This window comes from Rhodococcus sp. 5G237 (assembly GCF_053764735.1).
In genome coordinates this window covers 1-25,922 of record NZ_JBSNCD010000014.1, presented here as the reverse complement: position 1 = coordinate 25,922, position 25,922 = coordinate 1, and the positions used below count along the sequence as shown (strand labels likewise).

Genomic DNA, 25,922 nt, shown 5'->3' with positions numbered 1-25,922 from the left:
GGCCGGGCAGTCGAACGACAGCCGATCTTCCATTATCCCGAAGTGACCGACACAGGACTAATCCGCGTCTCCCACCGCATCGGCATCGACGCCTTCCGCGACGGCGATCACATCGCGCACCAACTGTGCGAGACCGTCGGCGCCGAGTTGAGGCAGCATCCCCGGTACGAGGCCGTTCAAAACCACCGACACGAGCGCTTCCGCGGTGAGCGCACCGCCGGTCGTGGTGGCCATGGTGTCCAGACGCTGGGCGAACTCGCCGAGTGTGACCTCGCGCTCACCGTGCCGGAAGGCGACGGTGTCCGGGGCCACGGCGGCCGCTGCCGCCACGAGTGCCGGCAGATCGGCGACGGTGCGTGCCTTCTTCGGCCGGGCCGCCCGCGCCCGCTCGGCATCCGTGCGGATGTCGATCGAACGGAGGACGACCTGCGGGTCGGCACCGACGGCCTCGAGGATTCGGACGAAGCGATCGCCGAAGGCCTCGACCGTCGCGGCGTCGAACAGTGCCGTGGCGTAGGTGAAGGTCACATCGAGCGCGGTCAGCGCTCCCGACTCGGAGAACCGTTCGACCACCGTGCACTGCAGGTCGAACTTCGCCTGGTCGGCGCCCGTCTCGAGCGCGGCCACCTCGAGCCCCGGCAGGGCGAAGGTGCCCGTGTCGATGTTCTGGAAGGTGAGCATCGCCTGGAACAGCGGGGTGTACGCGCTGTTGCGTCGCACACCGAGACGTTCGACGACCCGCTCGAACGGCACGTCGGCGTTGCCGAACGCCGCGAGGTCCTTCTCCTTGGCCTGTGCGAGCAGCTCCGCGAAGGTCGCCGAGCCGGCCACCCGGGTGCGGAGCACGAGGGTGTTGACGAACATGCCGACGAGGTCGTCGAGTGCTTCCTCACCACGACCGGCGGTCGGGGTCCCCACCGCGATGTCCTCGCTGCCCGAGAGGCGGGCGAGCAGCACCGCGAAGGCGGCGTGCATCGTCATGAAGACCGTCGCGTTGTGCTCGCGGGCGGTCTTCTCGATGCGCTGCGCGAGTTCCTCACCGATCGTGAAGGTGAACGACTCACCGACGGTCGACTGGCGGGCGGGGCGCGGACGATCCGTGGGCAGGGCGAGAACCTCCGGGACACCGGAGAGTTCGTCGGCCCAGTAGTCGAGCTGACGCGACAGCTCGCTCTCGGGATCGTCCTCGGAGCCGAGAACTCTCTGCTGCCACAGCGTGTAGTCGGCGTACTGGACCTCGAGCGGTTCCCATCCCGGGGTCTCCCCCGCGGCGTGCGCGAGATAGGCGGTCATCACGTCGCGCACGAGTGGACGCATCGAGTACCCGTCGGCGCTGATGTGGTGCGCCACGACCGCGAGGACGTGTTCGTCCGCCGCGAGCCGCAGCAGCGCGACCCGCACCGGCGGGACCGATGCCGTCACGTCGAATCCGCTGCCGAGGATCTCGGTGAGGCGGTCGACGAGCTCGTCGGTGGTCACGTCCACCGGGGTGAGCTCGGGCACGGCCTGTGCGACCGGCAGCACGACCTGCACCGGACCGTCACCGCTGTCCGGGTAGACGGTGCGCAGCACCTCGTGCCGGGCGAACAGGTCGGCGATCGCTGCGCGCAGGGCGTCCACGTCGAGCGCACCGGTCAGGCGCACGGCGACGGGGATGTTGTAGACACCCGATTCGGGATCGACCCGGTTCAGGGTCCACATGCGCTGCTGGGCGAGCGACAGCGGCACCTGCTCGGGGCGCGGGACGGTCGTGAGTGCCGGACGGGCACCCTCGCCCACCGACGGCCGGATGCGGGCGGCGAGCGCGACCACCGTGGACGACTCGAACACCGTCCGGACGGGCACGCGGGTGTCGAGTGCGGCACCGAGCCGGGCGGCGAGCTGCGTCGCCAGCAGCGAGTTGCCGCCGAGTTCGAAGAAGTCGTCGTCGAGACCGGCCCGTTCGACACCGAGCAGTTCGGCGACGGTCGCGGCCACGATCTCCTCGACGGGATCGGTCGGGGCACGGAACTGCCCCGCGTCGAGTTCGGGGTCGGGCAGGGCCCGCCGGTCGAGTTTGCCGTTGGTGTTCAGCGGCAGCGCCTCGAGTTCGACGAAGGCCGACGGCACCATGTACGACGGCAGTCGCTCCGCGAGCGCCGCCCGTGTCGCACCGGCGTCGAACGCCCGTGTCGCACCGGCGTCGAACGCCCGTGTCGCACCGGAGTCGAACGCGTCGGTGGCCGGCACGACGTACGCGACGAGACGGTCGCCGAGGTGGGCGGTGTTGCGCACCAGGACGGCGACGTCCTTCACGTCGGGCAGCTCCCGCAGGACGGTCTCGACCTCGCCGAGTTCGATGCGGTAACCGCGCACCTTGACCTGGAAGTCGGCCCGGTCGAGGTATTCGAGGCGACCGGCACGGTTCCACCGGACGATGTCGCCCGTGCGGTACATGCGTCCGCGTCCGTACGGGTCGGCGACGAACCGGTCCGCGGTGAGGTCGGGACGGTCGTGGTAGCCCCGCGCGAGCTGGGCACCCGCGAGGTACAGCTCGCCGGCGACGCCCGGCGCCACCGGTCGCAACCGGTCGTCGAGGACGTAGACGGCCGTGTTCCACTCGGGCACACCGATCGGGACGACGGTGCGGTCGGCGTCGTCGACCTCGTGGACGGTCACCGAGACCGCGGCCTCGGTCGGTCCGTAGAGGTTGTACAGCGTCGCAGTGTTGTCCGCGCGGAACTGCTGGGCCACCGCCGCGGGCAGTGCCTCACCGATCGCGAGGATCCGCCGCAGCGACGGCGCCACCGGACCGGCCGCGACCGTCATCAGCATCGACAGCATCGACGGAACGGTGTGCAGCGTGGTCACCTGCTCGTCGCGCAGCAGCGCGAGCAGGTAGTCGGGATCGCGGTGTCCGTCTGCGGTGGCGATCACCAGGCGGGCACCGGAGGTGAGCGCCGACCAGAACTCCCACACCGACAGGTCGAACGTCGCGACGGTCTTGAGCAACACCGCGTCGTCGGACCCGATGCCGAAATGCTCACGCTTCCACAGCAACTGGTTGACGATCGCGGCGTGGGAGACCGCGACGCCCTTGGGGCGTCCGGTCGAACCCGACGTGAAGATCACATACGCCGTGTTGCCCGGCCGCAGTGGAGCGGGCCTGTCGTCGTCGGTGATCGGGTCGCCGGAGAGCCCGGCGAGGTCGAGACGGTCGAGTTCGACGACCGGCGCGGTGCCGTGCTCGACCCGGTCGCCGCTCGTCGTGACGATCGCGACGGGAGCGGCCGTGTCGAGGATGTAGGTGTTGCGCTCGGCGGGCTGGTCCGGGTCGACCGGCACGTAGGCCGCGCCGGTCTTCGCGATCGCGTACATGCCCACGAGCAGCTCGGGCGAACGACGGATCGCCAGCGCGACCCGATCCTCCGGTCCCACACCGAGACCCAGCAGGTGCCGGGCGAGACGGTTGACCGACGAATCGAACTCGCCGTAGGTCCACTGCCGGCCCTCGTACACGAGCGCGACGTCGTCGCGGTGTGCGGCGACCTGCTCGTCGAACAGACCGACGAGGGTCGCTCCGGTGTCGGTTCCGTGGGCGGTGTCGTTCCACGCGCCGAGCACCGCGTCGCGCTCCTGCGGCAGGAGCAACACGTGATCGCCGACGGGCAGTGCCGGAGACTCGACGAGCGCTTCGAGCAGCTGCTCGAAACGGGCCGCGACGGCTTCCGCGGTCTCGCGGTCGAACAGATCCGTCGCGTAGGTGAGGATCGCGTCGATGCCCTGCGGCGCGCCGTCGTCGCCGTAGCTGTCGGCGACGATCAGGTGCATGTCGAACTGGGCGGTGCCGCCCTCGAGATCGATGGGTTCGATGTCGAGACCGGGCAGGGCGAGTTCGGAGCGGCTCTGGTTCTGGAACGAGAAGCCGACCTGGAACAGCGGATGCCGGGCCGTCGAGCGGGCCGGGTTCAGGACCTCGACGAGACGTTCGAACGGCACGTCCGCGTGCGCGAAGGCCTGCAGATCGGTTTCCCGTGCCGCGGACAGCAGTTCGTCGAAGGACGCACCACCGTCGACCTCCAGCCGGAGCACCAGCGTGTTGACGAACATGCCGATGATGTCCTCGGTGGCCTGCTCGGTGCGACCCGCGATGGGGGTGCCCACCGCGATGTCCGTCGAGCCGGACAGGCGCGCGAGCAGCGCCGCGAAGGCCGCGTGCACGGCCATGAACACGGTCGCGTTCCGGTTGCGTGCCAGGTCTCGCAGCTCACGGTGGAGATCGGCGCCGATGGTGAACTCCACGCGGTCGCCGCGGAAGCTCTGCTGCGCAGGCCGCGGACGGTCGAGCGGCAGGTCGAGCTGGTCGGGCAGGTCGGCGAGCGCGGTGCGCCAGTAGCCGAGCTGCTCGGCGGCGGTGGACTCCGGATCGTCCTCGGAGCCGAGGACCTCCCGCTGCCACAGCGCGAAGTCGGCGTACTGCACCTCGAGCGGCGCCCACGCCGGATCGCTGTCCGCGGAGCGGGCGGCGTAGGCCGTCATCACATCGCGGACCAGCGGCACCATCGACGAGCCGTCGGCGCTGATGTGGTGGACCACGGTGACGAGGACGTGGTCGTCGTCGGCGACGCGGAGCAGATGCATCCGCACCGGCACGTCGACGGTGACGTCGAAGCCGGCCGCGGCGATCTCCCGCATCCGTGGTTCGAGATCGGCGGCGGTGACGTCCACCGGTTCGAGCTCGGGCCGGACCTGCGAGGCGGGCAGGATGCGCTGCACCGGACCGGATTCGGTCTCGGGGTAGACGGTGCGCAGGGACTCGTGCCGTGCGACGAGGTCGGCGACCGCGGCACGCAAGGCGTCGACGTCCAGTGCGCCCGTCATCCGCAACGCGAACGGGATGTTGTAGGCCGTCGAGTCGGGATCGAACCGGTTGAGGAACCACATCCGCTGCTGCGCGGGAGACAGCGGGATCGACTCCGGCCGGGTCCGGGCCGTGAGCGCCACTCGCCCACCGCGACCGGACTCCTGCTCGACCCGTGTCGCGAGTTCCGAGACGGTGGACGCCTCGAACAACGCCCGCACCGGCACCTGCGCGTCGAGCGCGGCGCCGAGCCGGGCGACGACCTGCGTCGCGATCAGCGAGTTGCCACCGAGCGCGAAGAAATCGTCGTCGGCGCCGATGCGGTCGACACCGAGCACATCGGCGAACACACCCGCCACGATCTCCTCGATCGGGGTGCTCGGCGCGCGGAAACCACGCGTCTCGAACACCGGCTCGGGCAGCGCCCGCCGATCGAGCTTGCCGTTGACCGTCAGCGGGATCGCGTCGATCACCACGAACGCCGAGGGCACCATGTACTCCGGCAGGACCACGGCGACACCGCTGCGCAGCGCTTCGGTGTCGATCGACATGCCGTCGTGCGGAACCACATAGGCGACGATCCGGGCCGCTCCCGGGGTGTCCTCGCGCACGATGACCGCGGCGTGCGCGACCTCGTCCTGCGCGAGCACCGCAGCCTCGACCTCACCGAGCTCGATGCGGAAACCGCGGATCTTCACCTGGTCGTCGGCGCGTCCGAGATATTCGAGATCGCCCGAGACGACCCAGCGTGCGACGTCGCCCGTCCGGTACAGCAGCGCACCGTCGGACGAGAACGGATCGGCGACGAAACGTGCCGCCGACAGCTCCGGACGGCGCAGGTAACCACGCGCCAACTGGCCGCCGCCGACGTACATCTCGCCGGCCACACCCACCGGCACCGGCTTGAGCCGCCGGTCGAGCACGTACACCCGCAGACCCGCGATCGGGACACCGACCACGCTCGCGGACGCGCCCTGCGCCAGCTCCGCACCGATCTCCCGGTACGACACGTGCACGGTCGTCTCCGTGATGCCGTACATGTTCACCAACCGCGGTGAGGTGTCGCCGTGACGCTCGAACCACCCGGCCAGACGCCGCGGCTCGAGTGCCTCACCACCGAAGATCACGTACCGCAGCGACAACTGTGCCTCGTCGGCCGCCACCCGGTCGGCCTCGACGAGCTGGTAGAACGCCGACGGGGTCTGGTTGAGCACGGTGACCCGTTCCCGGATCAACAACTCGCGGAAGGCTTCCGGCGAACGCGACGTGAAGTAGTCGACCACCACGAGGGTTCCGCCGTAGAGCAGCGGTCCCCACAGCTCCCACACCGAGAAGTCGAAGGCGTAGCTGTGGAACATCGTCCACACGTCCGACGAGTCGAAACCGTACACCGATTCGGTGTTGACCATCAGCCGCACCACATTGCGGTGCGGGATCAGCACACCCTTCGGGCGTCCGGTCGATCCCGACGTGTAGATCACGTACGCGAGGTTCGTCGACGCCAGCGGGGCACGACGCTCCGCGTCGAGGATCGGTGCGTCGTCGACCTCCGACAGATCCAGACGGTCGATCTCGACGACCGGCACCGAGACCGGGAACGCCACCTCGACGTCCGAAGTGGTCACGACCGCGACCGGCGTCGCGTCCGAGACCAGGAACTCGATCCGGTCGGACGGCGAGTTCGGGTCGATCGGCAGATAACCGGCACCGGCCTCGAGCACCGCGAGCAGCGCCACGATCAGATCGAGCGAGCGCGGCATCGCGACCGCGACCAGATCCTCCGGTCCGGCACCGACATCGATGAGATGACGTGCCAGGCGGTGCACCCGCGCACCGAGTTCGCGGTAGGACAACTGCTCGTCACCGAACCGCACCGCCACCGCATCGCCGCGTTCAACGACGCGCGCCTCGAACATGTCGACGAGTGTCGTGCCGGCCGGTGCGACGTCGTCGCCCAGCGAGTTCCAACGCGAGACGACCAGTTCGCGTTCGAAGTCGTCGACGATCTCGATATCGCCGACCACCGCCGCCGGATCCTCGGCCACCCCGCGCAGGATGCGCAGCAGCTGCTCCGCGAACGCCGCGACCCGCAGGTCGTCGAACAGGTCGGTCGCGTAGGTGACGGCGAAGTCCATACCGGCCGCCGAACCGTCCTCGCCGACGGTCTCGGCGAAGGTGAACTGCAGGTCGAACTTGGCGGTGGGCGCCTCGTAGTCGACCGCCGCGGCGGTGACGCCGTCGAGGTCGAACTCGACCCGGCCGGTGTTCTGGAAGGTCAGGGCCACCTGGAACAGCGGGTGACGCGCCTGCGAGCGCTGCGGGTCGAGGATCTCCACGAGCCGCTCGAACGGGACGTCGGCGTTCGCGAAGGCGTCGAGGTCGGTGTCGCGCACCTCGGCGAGGAGGTCCTGGAACCGGATGTCGTTGCGCACACCGACACGCAGCACGAGCGTGTTGACGAACATGCCGACGAGGTCGTCGAGGGCGGCCGCGCCGCGACCCGCGATCGGGGTGCCGATCGCGATGTCCTCGCTGTCGGACAGTCGCGCCAGCAGCACCGCCAGCGCCGCGTGCACGACCATGAACAGGGACGTGTTCCGCTCCCGGGCAAGGTTTTCCAGCGCCGAGTGCAGCTCGGGTTCGATACGGAACCGGCTGGTGCGTCCGGTGTTCGACGCGACCTCGGGGCGAGCACGATCCGACGGCAGGTCGAGCTGGTCGGGAAGGTCCGCCAGCTGCGCGGTCCAGTACTCCACCTGGCGCGAGAGCACCGAACGCGGATCGTCCTCGGAGCCGAGGACGTCGCGCTGCCACAACGCGTAATCGGCGTACTGCACCTCGAGCGGCGCCCAGTTCGGGGCCTCCCCGCGCGAACGGTTCGCGTAGGCGACCATGATGTCGCGCGCGAGCGGCCGCAGCGAGAAGCCGTCGGACGCGATGTGGTGGACCACGAGGAACAGCACGTGCTCACGCCCGCCGAGCGAGAACAGCACGACCCGCAGCGGCACCTCGCTCGTGACGTCGAAGCCGGCCGAGGTGAGCTGCTCCGCCCGCTCGAACAGGCTGCTCTCGGCGACCCGCTCGACGGGCAGTTCCACCGTGTAGGGCGGCTGCACCGACTGGTGGCCGACGCCGTCGATGTCCGGGTAGACCGTCCGCAGCGACTCGTGCCGCTCGACGACGTCGCCGAGCGCGGTGCGCAGCGCGTCGACGTCGAGGTCCCCGGTGAGGCGAACACCGACGGGGATGTTGTTCGCCGCGGAGGCCGGATCGAAGCGGTTGAGGAACCACATGCGCTGCTGCGCGGGCGACAGCGGGATCCGCTCCGGACGCTCGCGCCGTTCGAGGGCGGGCCGCGACCCGGCTCCCCCGAACTGTTCGACGCGGACCGCGAGGGCCTCGACGGTGGGGGCGTCGAACAGGGCACGGACGGGGACGGTCGTATCGAGGGCGTCGCCGAGACGGGCGACCACCTGCGTCGCCACGAGCGAGTTCCCACCGAGCGCGAAGAAGTCGTCGGTACGGCCGACGCGCGGGACACCGAGCACCTGCGCGAAGACACCCGCGACGATCTCCTCGACCGGCGTGCGCGGCGGCATGAACTCCTGCACCTCGAAGGTCGGTGCGGGCAGCGCGCGACGGTCGACCTTGCCGCTCGTGTTGAGCGGCAGCGAGTCGAGCACGACGATCGCCGCGGGCACCATGTACGACGGCAGTCGCGAGAGCAGCGCGGTCTTCACGTCCGCCGGGTCGATGTCGGCGCCGGCGATCGGCACGACGTACGAGACGAGCTGCGGTCCGGATCGGGGATCCTCGCGCACCACCGTCACGGCACGACCGATCGCGGGCTGCGCGGTGAGTGCGGTGTCGATCTCGCCGAGTTCGATCCTCAGACCGCGAAGCTTGACCTGCTGATCGGTGCGGCCGATGTAGTCGAGTTCGAGGCGGTCGCCGCCGGCGGTGCGCACCCACCGCACCAGGTCGCCGGTGCGGTACAGCCGACCACCGGAGGTGGAGAACGGGTCGGCGACGAAGCGTTCCGCGGTCAGGTCCGGCCGACCGTGGTAGGCGCGGGCGAGCTGCGCACCGGACAGGTACAGCTCTCCGGCGACGCCCACCGGGACGGGCCGCAGCCGCGTGTCGAGGACGCGGGCGGCGGTGTTCCACACCGGCGAGCCGATCGGCACCGCGGGGTGGTCGTCGGGTTCGGCGGTGCGGTGCATCGTCTGGATGGTGGTCTCGGTGGGACCGTAGAGGTTGCGCACCGGTGCTGCGCCGAGCTTGCGGAAGCGGGCGGTGCTCTCGCCGGAGAGACTCTCGCCACCGCAGAAGACGTGGGTGAGCGAGGCCGCGGCCTCCTCCCCCAGGTGCTCGAGCACCGCGTCGAAGACGGTCGGCACGAACTGGACGACGGTGATGCCGGCCCGGGCGATCTCGGCGGCCATTCCGGCGGGTTCGCGGTGCAGGCCCGGCGACGCGACGACCGTGCGTGCGCCGGCGTGCAGCGGCAGGAAGAGCTCCCAGACCGATGCGTCGAAGGTGACCGGCGTCTTGAGGAGCACACGATCGTCGGCGGAGAGGGCGAATTCGTCCTGCATCCACGACAACTGGTTGACCACCGCGCCGTGCGGCACGGCGACGCCCTTGGGGCGGCCGGTGGAACCCGAGGTGTACAGGACGTAGGCGAGGTGCTCGGCCCGCAACGGACGGATCCGCTCGTCGTCGCGGACGGGCGAGCCGTCGCGGCCGGAGAGGTCGACGGCGTCGATCTCGACGGTCGGGATGTCCCCGAAACCGGTCCGGTCCCGGAGCTCGTCCCAGGATGCGACGAGAACCAGTGAGGGAGCGGAAGATTCGAGGACGTACGCGATGCGGTCGGCGGGCTGTTCGAGGTCCAGCGGCACGTAGGCGCCGCCGGCGGCGATCACCGCATGGACGGCGACGAGCATGTCGACGGACCGGCCGATCGCCACACCCACCCGGGTCTCCGGGCCGACGCCCGACTCGACGAGATGGCGTGCGAACGCGTTGACCCGCTCCCCGAACTCGCGGTAGGTCAGCGGCGTCCCGACCGCGTCGGTGCCGGGCACGACGGCGAGGACATCGGGCGTGCGCTCGACCTGCGCATCGAGCAGCGCGGGCAGGGTCGCGGTCGTGCCGAGATCGGTGCGAGCACCGTGCGCGGCGGCGTCGACGGCGTCGCGTTCGCCGGCGGTGAGCAGCGGCAGTTCGTCGATCCCGGTGCCGGGAGTCTCCGTCGCGGCGGCGAGCAGACGGACGAACCGCTCACCGAGGACGTCGATCGTCTCGGCGTCGAACAGGTCGGTCGCGTAGGAGAGTTCGACGACCCAGCCGTCGGACGATGCGCCCTCGGTGTCGGCGTCGAGGACCGTCATGACGAGGTCGAACTTGGACAGTCCGTTGTCGAGGGGCACGTTCGTCACCGACAGTTCCGGCAGCTGCAGCGACACCTGTCCGAGATTCTGGAAGGCCAGCATCACCTGGAACAGGGGGTTGTGCGCCTGGGTGCGGACCGGGGCGAGAACGTCGACGAGACGCTCGAACGGGATCTCGGCGTGGGCGAACGCGCCGAGGTCGACCTCGCGGACGTGGGCCAGCAACTCGTCGAAGGTGGCGGTGACGTCCACCCGGGTCCGCAGGACGAGGGTGTTGACGAACATGCCGATCAGGTCGTCGAGGGAGCGTTCGCCGCGACCGGCGATCGGCGTGCCGATCGCGATGTCGTCGGATGAGCTCAGACGCGCGAGCAGCGTCGCGAGCACCGCGTGCACGACCATGAATTCGGTCGTGCGCCGCTGCTGCGCGAGACGTTCCACCGCGGCGCGCAGTTCGGGATCGATCGTCAGCCGGGTGACGGCACCGCGGTACGACGCGACCGCCGGACGCGGCCGGTCCGTGGGCAGGCGGAGGCTCTCCGGCAGGTCGGCGAGGGTGTCGGTCCAGTAGCCGATCTGGCGGGCCAGCACCGACTCCGGATCGTCCTCCGCGCCGAGCACTTCGCGCTGCCAGAGGGTGAAGTCGGCGTACTGGATCTCGAGCGGGGTCCAGGCCGGAGCCTCGCCCTGCGCCCGGGCCGCGTAGGCGATCATGATGTCGCGGGTCAGCGGCACCATCGAGAAACCGTCGGCGGCGATGTGGTGCAGGACCGCGACGAGCACGTGCGAGTCGGGTCCGGTCTCGAACAGCCGCACCACCATCGGCACGTCGCGCACGACGTCGAAGGTGGTTGCCGCGAGTGCCCGCAGTTCGGCAGGCAGGCGGTCTGCGTCGATGCGGGTGACGGTCAACTCGACCGGCACCTCCGAGACCGGCAGCACCTTCTGGTAGCCGTAGCCGTCGACGTCGGGGTAGACGGTGCGGAGCGATTCGTGCCGTGCGACGACGTCGCGCAGCGCGGTCCCGAGCGCAGCGACGTCGAGCGCACCGGACAGGTGCACGGCCACCGGGATGTTGTTGACCGCGGACTCCGGGTCGAAACGGTTGAGGAACCACATGCGTTGCTGCGCGAGCGACAGCGGAACCCGTTCGGGGCGGCGCCCGGCGACGAGCGGTGTGCGGGCCGCACCCGACGAGTCGGCCTCGACGGCGGCGGCGAGGGCCTCGACGGTGGACGCCTCGAAGATCGAGCGCAATGCCACTCGGCCACCGAGGGATTCGCCGATGCGGGAGACGGCTTGTGTTGCGATCAGCGAGTTGCCGCCGAGCGCGAAGAAGTCGTCGTCGAGACCGACGCGGTCGAGTCCGAGGACGTCGGCGAAGACCGACGCGACGATCTGTTCGACCGGCGTCGTCGGGGCGCGGAACTCCTTGACCTCGAAGACCGGGGCCGGCAGGGCCTTGCGGTCGAGCTTGCCCGACGATCCGAGCGGGAACTCGTCGAGCACGACGTAGACCGACGGCACCATGTAGGCCGGCAGCGAGCCGGCAAGACGACGCGAGACGGAGATGGTGTCGAGCGACCGGCCGTCGGCGGCGACGAGATAGGCGACGAGGTGCTCACCGGAGTGGGCGTCCGAGCGCACGAGCACGACGGCCTGATCGACGTCGTCGAGCGCGAGCAGAGCCGTCTCGATCTCGCCGAGTTCGATGCGCAGACCGCGCAGCTTGACCTGGAAGTCGGTGCGGCCGATATATTCGAGTTCGGCACGCGCCGTGCGTGCGTCGGAGGTCTCCCGGGCGACCCACCGCACGAGATCGCCCGTGCGGTAGAGCCTCTCCCCCGCCCCGTACGGCGAGGCGACGAAGCGTTCCGCCGTCAGATCCGGCCGCGCCACGTAACCGCGCGCCAGCTGGACACCCGACAGGTAGAGCTCACCCGCGACACCGACCGGCACCGGATGCAGTCGGCCGTCGAGGACGTGGACGCCGGTGTTCCAGACCGGGACGCCGATCGGCACCGACACCGCGTCGGCCGCGGTGACCTCGTGGTAGGTCACGTCGACGGCCGCCTCGGTGGGGCCGTACAGGTTGTGCAGGCGAGCGCCCGGCAGGATCGACCGCAGGCGTGCGGCGACCGAGGCGGGCAGTGCCTCGCCCGAGGCGAAGACCATCCGCAACGATGAGGCCGAGGCCGCGGCGTTCTCGGCGACGAAGACCGCGAGCATGGACGGCACGAAGTGCGCGACCGTGACGCCGCGGTCGGCCATGACCCGGGCGAGATAGGCCGGGTCCCGATGACCGTCGGGCAGCGCGATCTCGAGCCGCGCACCGATCTGCAGGGGCCAGAAGAACTCCCACACCGACACGTCGAAGGTGAACGGCGTCTTCTGCAGGACCACGTCGTCGCGACCGAGGCCGTACTCGTCCTGCATCCACAGCAGGCGGTTGACGATCGCGCCGTGCGGCACCGCGACACCCTTGGGCCGTCCCGTCGAACCGGACGTGAAGATGACGTAGGCGGTGTTCGCCGGCGTGAGCGTGGCGATGCGATCGGCATCGGTGATCGGGCCGGACGGCAGGTCGGACACATCGAGCGTGTCGATCTCGATCGTGTGCGCGGCCGCGGTCGACCCGAAGGCGTCGCGGGTGGTGGTCAGCACCGCGACCGGCGCCGCCGTGTCGAGGATGTACGCGTTGCGGTCGGCGGGCTGATCGGGGTCGAGCGGCAGGTAGGCGCCGCCGGCCTTGACGATCGCGTACATGCCGACGAGGAGGTCGAGGGATCGCCGCACCGCGAGTCCGACGGTCGACTCCGGTCCGACACCCTGCGAGATCAGATGGCGGGCAAGGCGGTTCACTCGCGCGTCGAAGTCCGCGTAGGTCAGCTGCTCGCCCTCGAAGGCCACGGCCGCGGCGTCGGGATCCGTCACCACCCGGGCGTCGAACAGGTCGACGAGAGTGGCCGGTTCCAGCTCGTGCGCGGTGTCGTTCCACGATTCGAGGACCGCGAGTCGCTCGTCGGCGTCGAGCAGGTCGATGTCGCCGACGACGACCTCGGGTTCGCGCACCACGGCCTCGAGGATGCGGACGAAGCGATCGGCGAATCCGCGCACCGTCGCGTGATCGAACAGGTCGGTCGCATAGGTGAACGCCGCTCCGAGACCGTTCGGCGTGCCGTCCTCCGCGAAGTCCTCGGTGAGGGTGAGCTGCAGGTCGAACCTGGCGACCGCCGTGTCGATGTCGAGCACGTCGAGGGTCAGGCCACGCAGTTCGACGTGCGCGGCGCGCAGGTTCTCGAACGAGAGCATCACCTGGAACAGCGGGTGCCGGGCGGTGGAGCGGGTCGGGTTGAGCACCTCGACGAGCCGCTCGAACGGCACGTCGGCGTGGCCGAAGGCGCCGAGCGCCGCATCGCGTGCCCGTGCGAGATGCGCGGTGAACGGCCTGCCCGAATCGACATCCGTGCGCAGCACGAGGGTGTTGACGAACATGCCGATCAGGTCGTCGAGCGCCTGCTCGCCGCGACCCGCGACCGGGGTGCCGATCGCGATGTCGTCCTGACCGGACATCCGCGCGAGCAGCACGCTCAGGGCCGCGTGCACCACCATGAACAGCGATGCGTTGCGGGTACGTGCCAGCGCCACGAGCTCGCGGTGCAGTTCCGGATCGATCGGGAAGTCCACGGTCGCACCGGAGTACGACTGCACGGCCGGCCGCGGACGGTCGGCGGGCAGATCGAGCTGATCGGGCGCACCGGCAAGGGTGCGACGCCAGTAGTCGAGCTGGCGGGAGATCAGCGACTGCGGATCGTCCTCGGACCCGAGCACCTGCCGCTGCCACAGCGTGTAGTCGGCGTACTGCACCGGCAGGGGTGCCCACGAGGGCTCCTCCCATTCGGTGCGGGCGGTGTAGGCGACCATGATGTCGCGCGCCATGGGGCCGGTGGACCAGCCGTCGGCCGAGATGTGGTGCACGACGAGAGCGAGCACGTGTTCCTGGTCGCCGAGTTCGAACAGTTCGGCGCGGATCGGCACGTCCGACGTCACGTCCAGGCCGGTGAAGACCAGGCGGCGCACGGAGGCCGGCAGCTCGTCGGGGGTGATCCGGGTCGGGGTCAGATCCGGCACGACCTCCGCCGCGGCACGGACGACCTGGTGCGGTCCGTTCGGCGAGTCGGGGAAGACGGTGCGCAACGACTCGTGCCGATCGATGACGTCCATGATCGACACCTGCAGTGCGGCGACGTCCAGTTCGCCGGTCAGGCGCAGCGCCATCGGGAGGTTGTAGGTGGACGACCGCGGATCGAAGCGGTTGAGGAACCACATGCGCTGCTGCGCAAGCGACAGCGGAACACGTTCGGGCCGCGACATCTTCGTCAGAGCGATACGCGCTCCGCGACCTGCCTCCTGCTCGACGCGCACCGCCAGGGCCGCCACCGAACTGGATTCGAACAACGCCCGCACCGGCACCTGCGCGTCGAGGGCGACACCGAGCCGGGAGACGACCTGCGTGGCGAGCAGCGAGTTGCCGCCGAGCTCGAAGAAGTCGTCGTCGAGACCCACGCCCTGGACGCCGAGCACCTCGGCGAAGACGTTCGCGACCGTCTCCTCGATGGGGGTGGTCGGGGCACGGAACTCGCGGTAGCTGATGCCGAGATCGGGTTCGGGCAGGGCACGGCGGTCGAGCTTGCCGACCGGGTTGAGCGGCACCTCGTCGAGCACGATGATCTGCGAGGGCACCATGTACGACGGCAGCGAGCGGCCGACGTGATCGGCGAGTTCGGCAGGATCGATCTGCTCGTCCCCGTGCACGTATGCGACGAGTGCGGTCTGGCCGGACGGCATCTCGTGTCCGACGGTGGTCGCGAAGGCGACCGAGGGGTGGGTCAGCAGCGCGGCGTCGATCTCCCCGAGTTCGATGCGGTAGCCGCGGACCTTGACCTGGAAGTCGGCGCGTCCGGCGAACTCGATGTGGCCCTGCTCGTCCCAGCGCACGATGTCGCCGGTGCGGTACATCCGGGTTCCGTTCGCGCCGAACGGGTTCGCCACGAACCGGTCGGCGGTGAGTGCCGGGCGTCGGTGGTAACCCCGGGCGAGCACGTCGCCCGCGAGATAGAGCTCACCCGCGACACCGGCAGGGACTGGACGGAGCCGGCTGTCGAGGACCAGGGCGTGCACGCCCGCCACAGGCCGTCCGATGGTGATCGGCCCGGACGGTTCGAGCAGAGCGCGCGTCGAGACGATCGTGGTCTCGGTCGGTCCGTAGGCGTTGTAGAAGCGCCGGCCGGGCGCCCAGCGGGAGACGAGGTCGGCCGTGGACACGTCGCCACCGACGTTCACGACGCGCAGAGCGTCGAGTCCGCTCGGGTCGACGGAACCGAGCACCGCCGGGGTGATGACGGTGTGGGTGACGCCGGTGCGTTCGATGAGCGCGCGCAGTTCGGCGCCGCCGTAGACGGACGGCGGTGTCACGACGAGTTCGGCGCCGGTGGACCCGGCCAGCGTCCAGTCGAGGACCGTCGGGTCGAAGCTCGGCGAGCAGATGTGCAGGAGCTTCGATTCCTCTGTCACGCCGTACAGTTCGACGGTCTCGCGGACGAGACCGGCGAGGCCGCGGTGGGTGACGGCGACGCCCTTGGGTTTGCCCGTCGAACCGGAGGTGTAGATGACGTAGGCGGTGTGGTCGAGGCGCAGCGGCGCAGCGCGGTCGGCGTCGGTGAGCGGGCCGTCCGGGTAGGACGCGCACGCGTCGACGAAATCGGGGTCGTCGAGTCGGATCCACTCGGTGGCCGAGGGCAGACCGGTGGCGTACTCCCCCGTCGTCAGGCCGAAGACGGCCGACGAGTCGTCGAGCATGTGGGTGACGCGTTCGGCCGGGTATTCCGGGTCGACGGGCGTGTAGGCGGCGCCGGTCTTGGCGACCGACCACACGGCGAGCACCATCTCCCACGACCGCGGGAAGGCCAGCGCGACGATGCCGTCGGGCCGGGCACCGCGCTCGACGAGCCGCCGGGCGATGCGGTTCGACCAGGTGTCGAGTTCGCGGTAGGTCAGGACGGTGTCGCGGTCGCGGACGGCGACGCGGTCGGGATGGTCGACGGCGCCGGTGGTCAGCAGCTCCACCAGGGTGCGGGCCTCGGCGGGCTCGGACCCCGTCGCCGTGAGCAGGCGTTCGGCCTCCCCGGGCGAGAGGATCGCCAAGTCGCCCACGCAGGTCGACGCATCGGCGACGATCCCGGCGAGGATCCGCGCGAAGCGTTCGGCGAAGACTGCGACCGTCGCGGCGTCGAACAGGTCGGTGGCGTACTCGAACAGGGCGTCGAGGCCGGCGGGTTCGCCGTCGTCACCGGTCTTCTCGGTCACCCACAGCTGGATGTCGAACTTCGAGATCGGCACGTCCAGTTCGGCGCCGACGGCGTGGACTCCCGCGAACGAGACGTCGCGCGCGGTGCCCGGTTCGAGGGACAGCGCGGCCTGGAACAGCGGGTGCCGCGCGGTCGAGCGCGGCGGGTTGAGCACCTCGACGAGACGCTCGAAGGGGACGTCGGCGTTCGAGAACGCCGTCAGGTCGGTCTCCCGGATGCCGGCGAGGTAGTCCTCGAACGACACGCCGGGATCGACCCGGGTGCGCAGGACGAGGGTGTTGACGAACATGCCGATCAGGTCGTCGAGATCCTTCTCCCCGCGGCCTGCCACGGCGGTGCCGATGGCGATGTCGTCGGAACCGCTGAGGCGGGACAGCAGCGCCGCGTAGGCCGCGTGGACGACCATGAACAGCGACGCGTGCTGCTTGCGGGCGAGGTCGACGAGACCGCGGTGGGTCTCGGCGTCGATCGCGAAGCGGTGCTTGTCGCCGTTGTAGGACGAGACGGCGGGCCGGGTCCGGTCGGTGGGCAGGTCGAGCTGGTCGGGCAGACCGTCGAGCTCGTTCACCCAGTAGTCGAGCTGCTGCGCCGCAACGGAATTCGGGTCGGCCTCGTCGCCGAGGGCCTCGCGCTGCCAGACTGCGTAGTCGGCGTACTGGACGGGAAGCGGCGTCCAGCTCGGCTTGTTCCCTTCGGCGCGGGCGCTGTAGGCCGTGACGACGTCGCGGGCGAACGGGCCGAACGAGGAGCCGTCGGCGGCGATGTGGTGCAGCACCATCGCCAGGACGTAGTCGTCGGGGGCGAGCCGGTACAGCGCGACACGGAAGGGGACGTCGCGGACGACGTCGAAACCGCGGCTCGCGAGGTCGACGACGGCCGCGTGCAGGCCCTGCTCGTCGACGTCGATCGGCTCGAGCGGGACGACGACCTGCTCGACCGGAAGGATCGTCTGCTGCGGTTCGCCGTCCACCTCGGGGTAGACGGTCCGCAGGCTCTCGTGCCGCGCCACCACGTCGGCGAAGGCGTCGGACACCGCTGCGGCATCGACGGCGCCGGTGAGCCGCACCGTGAACGGAAGGTTGTAGGCGGCGGTGCTGACGTCGAAGCGGTTGAGGAACCAGATCCGTTGCTGCGCAGTCGACAACGGCAGCACGTCGGGTCGCGGACGAGCGACGAGCGGGGACCGCGCGCCGGTACCGATCTGCTTGGCGAGCCGGGTCGCGAGACCCACGACGGTGGACGCCTCGAACAGCACGCGCACGGGCACCTGGGTGTCGAGCGCGGCTCCGATGCGGGAGACCACCTGAGTGGCGACGAGGGAGTTGCCGCCGAGTTCGAAGAAGTCGTCGTCGAGACCGACACGTTCGACACCGAGGACCTCGCCGAACGCTTCGGCGACGGCACGCTCGGCGGGAGTGCGCGGCTCACGGAAGATGCGGGTGCTGCTGAAGACCGGCTCCGGCAACGCCTTCCGGTCGAGCTTGCCGCTCGTGTTGAGCGGCAGCGCGTCGAGCACCATGAGCGACGCCGGAACCATGTACGACGGCAGCGACCGGCCGGCGTGGTCGGCGAGATCGGAGGTGTCGATGGTGCGGCCGGGAGCCGCGACGACGTACCCCACGAGCTGGTCGCCGGTGGGGGTCGCCACCACGAGCACGACGGCCTGCGAGACCGCGGGGTGCGCGAGGAGCACCGCTTCGATCTCGCCGAGTTCGATGCGCTGGCCGCGGAACTTGACCTGGAAGTCGGTGCGGCCGATGTATTCGAGCAGACCCGTGCCGTCGGCGGCGGTCTCCCACCGCACCAGGTCGCCGGTGCGGTACATCCGCTCGCCGGGCGCCCCGAAGGGATCGGCGAGGAAACGGTCGGAGGTCAGGTCGGGACGGTCGAGATACCCGCGCGCGAGCTGGATTCCGGCGAGGTACAGCTCGCCGGGGCGGCCCACCGGCACCGGACGCAGCCGCCGGTCGAGGACGTATGCGCGGCTGTTCCACTGCGGGACGCCGATCGGGACGCTGTGCACGTCGCCGGGAGCGGCCCGGTGGTAGGTGATGGAGACCGCCGCTTCGGTGGGGCCGTACAGGTTGTGGAGCCCGGCCGGGCACATCCGCGCGAAGTCCGCGGCGGTCTCGGACGGCAGGGCCTCACCGATGACGAAGACGTGGCGCAGCGAATCACACGTTCCCGCAGGCGCGTTCGCGACGAAGACGGTGAGCATCGACGGCACGAAGTCGGTGATCGTGACGCCGTGCTCGGCTATCTTGTTCGCCACGTAGACCGGGTCGCGGTGTCCGTCGGGTGTCGCGATCACGAGGGTCGCGCCGACGCGCAGGGGCATGAAGAAGCCCCACAGCGACACGTCGAAGGTCGTCGCGGTCTTCTGCAGGTACACGTCGGTGGAGGTCAGACCGTACTGGTCGTTCATCCACTGGATCTGGTTGTCGATCGCCACGTGGCTCACGGCCACGCCCTTCGGTCGGCCCGTCGAACCGGAGGTGAAGATGACGTAGGCGGTCGTGTCCGGCAGGATCGGTCCGCGTCGTTCGGCGTCGGTGAGCGGCGTCGTGCCGAACCGCGAGTGGTCGAAGGTGTCGACGTCGATCGTGGGGATGCCTTCGGGCAGCGTCACGTCGTCGCGTGCCGTGGTGAGCACCGCCGCGGGGCGGGCGGTCTCGAGGATGTAGGCGGTGCGATCGGCCGGGTGGTCGGGGTCGATCGGCACCCAGGCGCCACCCGCCTCGACGATCGCGTACATGCCGACGACGAGCTCGAGCGAGCGTCGGATCGACAGGCCGACGAGGGACTCGGGACCGACACCGAGACCGACCAGTGCCCGGGCGAGGCTGTTCACCCGCGCGGCGAATTCGGCGTAGGTCAGCGATTCGCCTTCGAAGACCAGCGCGGTTGCCTCGGGGGAGGTCGCGACCCGGTCGTGGAACTCCGCGAGCAGGTCACGGCGATGCACGGGATGGTCGGTGCGGTTCCAGTCACGGACGACCCGGTCGAGTTCGGTGCCGCCGGCGAGCGGGATGTCCCAGACGGGCCGGTCGGAAGCCGAACCGACGAAGCGGTCGAAGAACTCGACGAACCGCGCGTGGTCGGAGGCGGCCCGATCGGGTCCGTAGAGATTCGGGTTCGACTCGAAGTCGATGTGGGTGTTGTCGCCGCTGGTGTAGACGTTGACGCCGAGATCCTCGATCAGACCGGTCGACAGGATGTTGATCCGTCCCACCATGTCGCCGAGTCGGACCTCGTTGTCGAACAGCATGATGTTGACCCACGGCCCGAAGAAGGTGGACTGTGCTCCACCCGCGGAGGTCGCGGCGCGGTCGCGGACGATGTCCTCGTGCCGGTAGCGCTGGTGGCGCAGCGCGCCCGAGACGGCAGCACCCGACGCCGCGACGAGGTCGTGCACGGTGGTCTCGTCGGTCACGCTCAGCCGGAGCGGGACGACGTTCGAGACCATGCTGCCGGAGCGGCGCAACAGGGCGGTCGTGCGAGCCGCGACGGGCAGGCTCAGGACGACGTCGGTCTGCCCGGTCATCTGGGCGACGTAGGCCGCGAACGCCGCGATGACGGCGGTCGCGAGGCTCGTGTTCTCCCGCTCGGACAGCTGCTCGACACGGCGTTCGGTCCCGTCCGACAACGCCGCGCTGTCGATGCGGCTGACCGGCGCGGGCGCCGCGGTGCGGCCGGCGAGGCTCGTGGGCTCCTCGATGCCCTCGATCTGCTGCGCCCAGTACTCGCGGTCGTCGGCGAACCGCTTCGATCCGCGGTACTCCATCTCGACGTCGTAGACCTTGCGCAGATCGGACGCGAGGCTCGGGGACGGTTCGACGTCGTCGACCGACGCCGTGTAGAGCTCGGCGATGCGGGTCATGAAGGTCGCGGCGGCGAAACCGTCGAGCGCGAGATGGTGGACGCGGTTGTACCAGAAGTAACGACGGTCACCGATGCGCAGGACCGTCGCGGAGATCAGCCGGTCGCGGAGGACGTCGACGGGGCGGCTGCGGTCGTCGCGCATCCAGTCGAGGGCGGCCTGACGGGGGTCGGGTTCGCCCCGCAGGTCCTCGTAGCCGACGGAGTCGTCGAGGGTGGGATCGACGAGCTGGTAGGGCTGGGCGTCGACCTCGATGAACCGGAGGAAACCCGATCCCATCTCGCGGGCGGCGCGGACGCTCGCGGCGTGCAGCAGGTCGAGGTCGAGGTCGCCCTCGAGTTCGACGTACTGAGCGATGTTGGCGGGCACCGTCGGGTCGACGTGCTGGGCGAACCACATTCCCAGCTGTGCCGGCGAGAGCGGAAAGGCACCGGGCGGCACGACGCCCCGCGAGTTCCCCGCTTCCGATCCGCCGTTACCCAGCGAGTCCAATCCCCAACCTTTCTCTCACCGTCGCGCAATCCCCCATCGGCGGTAGCTTGCGCAGCGCACAACCCTCTCGGTTTATCTGCTGAGCAGGTGAGGATCGTTACGGCGTGGTCGGGCGGTAGAACTCTCCGCAGGACCGGACGCAGCAACGGATCCCCAGCCTGTCGGCCGAGGCGCCCGAAGCAGGTTACCCGCCGGTCATCACCGGAGCCCATGACATACGCATCGGCCCCAATCTACAGGGTGCCCGCCCGGGCGCCGACCGACTGTCACCGAGTGCCGACGGTCACGTCCACGCCACGGCGATGATCACATTGAGAATGCCCAGACCACCGGCGACATGGGCGAGGGTCGCGGTCGAGCCGGGATTCTGCTTCTCCTTCTTCAGGCCGATGAACGCGACGACGAGCACGGCGAGGGCGACCAGCAGCTTGATGCCGATCTTCATGTGGTTCACCTCGACGACGTCCTGCGCCTCCCGGAGACCGACCAGGGCCAGACCCGTCACGACCTGCAGGATGGCGCCGTGCAGCATGCCGGCGACGACGCGCGGTTCCTTGATGACCGCGAGCCACGAACCGATGATGCCCGCGAGGCCGATGAAGTGCAGGATGAGGAAGATCTTGATGGCGATGTCCATGGGCGCAATCCGACCATTCCGGGCGTGGGCTGTCCAGTAAGGCGACACTCAGCGAGTGCCCGGGATCACGCCTGGCTGCGGTACCAATCGAGCAGGTCCGGGTCGTCGATCGCGGTGCGGTCCACCGCCCTGGCGGGATCGGCTCCCTGCAGGATCCGTTTGAGGGGAACCTCGAGCTTCTTACCGGTGCGGGTGTGCGGCACCCCGGGCGCGGCGACGATCTCGTCGGGCACGTGCCGGGGCGAGGCGTGCTCGCGCACGGCCGCACGGATCCGTTCCTTCAGGTCGTCGGTGAGCGTGGCGCCCTCGGCGAGGACGACGAACAGCGGCATGCGGTACGTGCCGTCGGGTCGTTCGATGCCGAGCACGAGCGACTCGACGATCTCGGGGAGGGTCTCCACGGCCTGGTAGATGTCGGCACTGCCCATCCGCACGCCGTGACGGTTGAGCGTGGAGTCGGACCGGCCGTGCATCTCGAATGTGCCGCGCTCGGTGATCGTGATCCAGTCGCCGTGCCGCCACACGCCCGGATAGACGGAGAAATAGGAGTCGCGGTAACGACTACCGTCCGGGTCGTTCCAGAACCGCACCGGCATGGACGGCATGGGAGCGGTCACGACGAGTTCGCCGACCTCTCCGCGCACCGGTCGGCCCGCCTCGTCGAAGGCGTCGACCGCCACACCGAGGCAGGGCACCGAGATCTCCCCCGGCCACACCGGCACGGTGGGGACGGCCCCGACGAAGGCCGTGACGACATCGGTCCCGCCGGAGATGGACATCACCTGCACGTGCTCCCCCGCGTTGTGCGCCAGCCACGACGACGAGGAGGCGGGCAGCGTCGACCCGGTGACTCCGACGCCTCGGAGGGCCGACAGATCGTGGTCGTCCTGCGGAACGACACCGGCCTTGATGCAGGCCAGCACGTATCCGGGGCTCGTCCCGAGTACCGTGACGTTCTCGTCGGCCGCGATCCGCCACAGGCGATCGACCTCGGGATGGGACGGGGCGCCGTCGTAGGTGACGACGGTGCACCCCACGAGCAGCCCCGAGAGCAGGAAGTTCCACATCATCCAGCTGGGGCTGGTGTACCAGAGGAAGCGGTCGCCGGGACGGAGGTCGAGGTGCAGCGACAACGCCTTGAGGTGCTCGAGCAGCACACCGCCGTGGCCGTGCACGAGGCCCTTCGGCGGGCCGGTGGTGCCCGAGGAGAAGACCACCCACAGCGGGTGGTCGAAAGCGACGGGCAGGGGGTCGAGGTCGGCGTCGCCGGAGACGGCGTCCTGCCAGTCCAGGACGGTCCCGTTCCGTCCGGCCGTGTCCGATGGCGGCTCGCCGGCCGTGTCGAAGGACGTTCCGCCGTCCGACACGACGACGGTCAGGGCGAGGCCGGGCATCGCGGCGCGGAGGCGATTCACCTCGTCGACGCGGTCGTGCCGCCGTCCTGCGTAGCGGTACCCGGTCGCCGTGACGAGTGCCCGCGGTTCGATTCGGCCCAGACGGTCGATCGCCGCGGGCACGGCGTAGTCCTGTCCGCAACCCGCCCAGACGGCCCCGATGCTCGCCGTGGCGAGCAGGGCGACGATCGCTTCGGGGATGTTCGGTAGGTAACCGACGACACGGTCGCCTTCCCCCACCCCGTGCGCTCGGAGGGTCGCGGCGAGCGCGGCCGTGCGGCGTTCGAGTTCGGCCCAGCCGATCTCGCGCCGGTGTCCCTCCTCGTCGAGATGGACGACGGCGGCCTCGTCCGGGGGACGCTCCCGGAAGACGTACTCGGCGAAGTTCAGTCTCGCGCCCGGGAACCACACGGCGCCGGGCATGGCGGCGTCGGCCAGAGCCGGGCCGGGATCGGTGTGGGAGACGACGTCGAAGGCGTCCCACACGGCCTGCCAGAAATCACCGGGTTCGTCGACGGACCACTGCCACAACGCCCGGTAGTCGGGCAGGTCGAGTCCGTGTCTCTCCTCGACGAACCGGGTGAACCCGGTGACGTTCGCCTGCTCGATATCGACGTCTGTCGGCGTCCATTGCGGTTCCACCACAGTTCACCTCCGGTCCGGGACCGTATCCGAACACGCCCGAAGGCCCCGCTCGGGCCCGACAGGAGGTGGTGCATGGCTGATCGCCGTGCACCACCTCCCGGTCGTCCGGGCGGAGCCCCGCGCGACGGGCTCTCGGCTATCTCCTCTCGCGCGTCGCAGAGGTGTAGATGAGAGTGAGAACCACCGCGACGGCAATGGAGATGATCCAGCGGATCCAGTCGATGCCGGAGGTGTCCTCGTTGCCTTCGGACGAGATCATCCCCCAGATCCAGTAGCCGATCAGCGCGCCGATGATGCCGATGATGATCGTGATGATCATGCCCATCGCCTGCTTACCCGGGATCACCAACCGGGCGAGGATGCCGATGACTGCGCCGAAGATGATGGTGCCGATGATTTGTCCCATGGTGAGCCTCTCTGTTCGGCGCCGCACCTGCGGGCGGCGCAACCTCGACGACCATGTACCTCCTCAGTGTCGATCATGAACAGCGCACGCGGAGGCCGAATCGACGTCCCTTCCGGGTGAATTTCCTTCTCCGGCAGGCCGGGATCTCACCGGCCCCCGTCTGCTCCGGCCGCCGCGAGCAGCGCGATCGCCTGCTCGCGCATCTCCACCTTGCGGACCTTTCCGGTCACCGTCATCGGGAACTCGTCGACCACGTGCACGTAACGCGGGATCTTGTAGTGGGCGAGTTTCCCGGTGCAGAACGCCCGGAGCGACTCGGCGTCGAGCGGCTCCGCGCCTTCGCGCATCCGGATCCACGCCATCAGTTCCTCGCCGTACTTCGTGTCGGGCACGCCGACCACCTGGGCGTCGAGGATGTCCGGGTGGGTGTAGAGGAATTCCTCGATCTCGCGGGGGTAGATGTTCTCCCCACCCCGGATGACCATGTCCTTGATCCGGCCCGTCACCGAGACGTACCCGTCCTCGTCCATGACGCCGATGTCGCCGGTGTGCATCCATCGGGCCGCGTCGATCGCCTCGGCGGTCTTGTCGGGCTGATCCCAGTAGCCGAGCATCACCGAGTAACCGCGGGTGCACAGTTCGCCGGGTTCGCCGCGCGGCACCGTCAGTCCGGTGACGGGGTCGACGATCTTGACCTCGAGATGCGGGCCGACACGACCGACGGTGCTCACGCGCCGCTCGATGCTGTCGTCGCTGCGGGTCTGCGTCGAGACCGGGGAGGTCTCGGTCATGCCGTAGCAGATGGAGACCTCGCTCATGCCCATCCGGTCGATGACCTGCTTCATCACCTCCACCGGGCACGGTGATCCCGCCATGATGCCGGTGCGCAGGCTCGACAGGTCGTAGTTGTCGAATCCCGGGTCGGCCAGTTCGGCGATGAACATCGTCGGCACGCCGTACAGCGACGTGCACCTCTCCTCGGCGACGGCGCTCAGCGTCGCGGCGGGATCGAAGCCCGGCGCCGGCAGCACGATGGTCGCGCCGTGACTCGTGCACGCGAGATTGCCCATCGTCATCCCGAAGCAGTGGTACAGCGGGACGGGGATGCAGACCCGGTCGCGTTCGGTGTAGTGGCACAGCTCGCCGACGAAGAAGCCGTTGTTGAGCACGTTGTGGTGACTGAGGGTGGCGCCCTTGGGGAAACCGGTGGTGCCCGAGGTGTACTGGATGTTGATCGGATCGTCGGGCGACAACGAGGCCTGGGCCGCGTCGAGCGGTGCCCGGTCCTCGGTGAGCGCGGCGCGGCCGGAGTCGACGAGTTCGTCCCACCGCGGCGAGTCGAGCAGGACGACGTCCTCGAGGTCGGGGCAGTTGGGCCGTACGGTCTCGATCATCTGCGCGTAGTCGGAGGTCTTGAACGTCGGGGCGGACACCAGCATCCGCACACCGGCCTGTTCGAGGACGTACTGCAGCTCGTGCGAGCGGTAGGCCGGGTTGATGTTGACGAGGATCGCTCCGATCTTCGCGGTCGCGTACTGTACGAGCACCCACTGCCAGCAGTTGGGTGCCCAGATGCCGACGCGGTCGCCCTTGGTGATGCCCGCCCGCAGCATACCGAGCGCGAACGCGTCGACGTCCGCGACGAATTCGCTGTAACTCCAGCGTTTTCCGGCGGCGGAATCGACGAGCGCCTCACGGTCGCCGAAGCGGGCGGCGGTGCGGTCGAGGTTGTCGCCGATGGTGTCGCCGAGCAGCGGGACGTCCCAGGCACCCTGGGCATAGCTGGGCAGACGGTCGACGTCGAGGCCGGACATCGCATTCTCCTTCACGAGACGGGGATACGGCTGTGGTGGGGGTTGTCGGG

5 protein-coding genes are annotated in these 25,922 nt (G+C 69.7%); all 5 read right to left on the bottom strand.

The genetic code is table 11. The features are described from left to right. Positions 1-57: 57 nt before the first annotated feature. Positions 58-20,976 (bottom strand): non-ribosomal peptide synthase/polyketide synthase, encoded by a 20,919-nt coding sequence (locus ACWPOC_RS24835; RefSeq protein WP_455409464.1) that lies wholly within the window; start codon positions 20,974-20,976, stop codon positions 58-60. A gap of 283 nt (positions 20,977-21,259) precedes the next feature. Further along, a complete protein-coding gene (locus ACWPOC_RS24830; RefSeq protein WP_016696138.1) occupies positions 21,260-21,613 on the bottom strand; it encodes a hypothetical protein in 354 nt (117 codons plus the stop codon). A 65-nt stretch (positions 21,614-21,678) separates the two neighbouring features. Next, a complete protein-coding gene (locus ACWPOC_RS24825; RefSeq protein ID WP_120279972.1) occupies positions 21,679-23,649 on the bottom strand; it encodes an acetoacetate--CoA ligase in 1,971 nt (656 codons plus the stop codon). Positions 23,650-23,788: 139 nt separating this feature from the next. Next, complete coding sequence (locus ACWPOC_RS24820) at positions 23,789-24,058, bottom strand: GlsB/YeaQ/YmgE family stress response membrane protein (protein ID WP_059383259.1); 270 nt, start codon at positions 24,056-24,058, stop codon at positions 23,789-23,791. Between the two features lie 146 nt (positions 24,059-24,204). Beyond that, complete coding sequence (locus ACWPOC_RS24815) at positions 24,205-25,872, bottom strand: AMP-binding protein (protein ID WP_455409463.1); 1,668 nt, start codon at positions 25,870-25,872, stop codon at positions 24,205-24,207. Between the last annotated feature and the right edge of the window lie 50 nt (positions 25,873-25,922).

What these genes read in the sequence shown, in the direction of transcription:
- ACWPOC_RS24830 (WP_016696138.1), bottom strand. Translation starts at nt 21,613, where the DNA reads ATGGACATCGCCATCAAGATCTTCCTCATCCTGCACTTCATCGGCCTC.
- ACWPOC_RS24820 (WP_059383259.1), bottom strand. Translation starts at nt 24,058, where the DNA reads ATGGGACAAATCATCGGCACCATCATCTTCGGCGCAGTCATCGGCATC.
- ACWPOC_RS24815 (WP_455409463.1), bottom strand. Translation starts at nt 25,872, where the DNA reads ATGTCCGGCCTCGACGTCGACCGTCTGCCCAGCTATGCCCAGGGTGCC.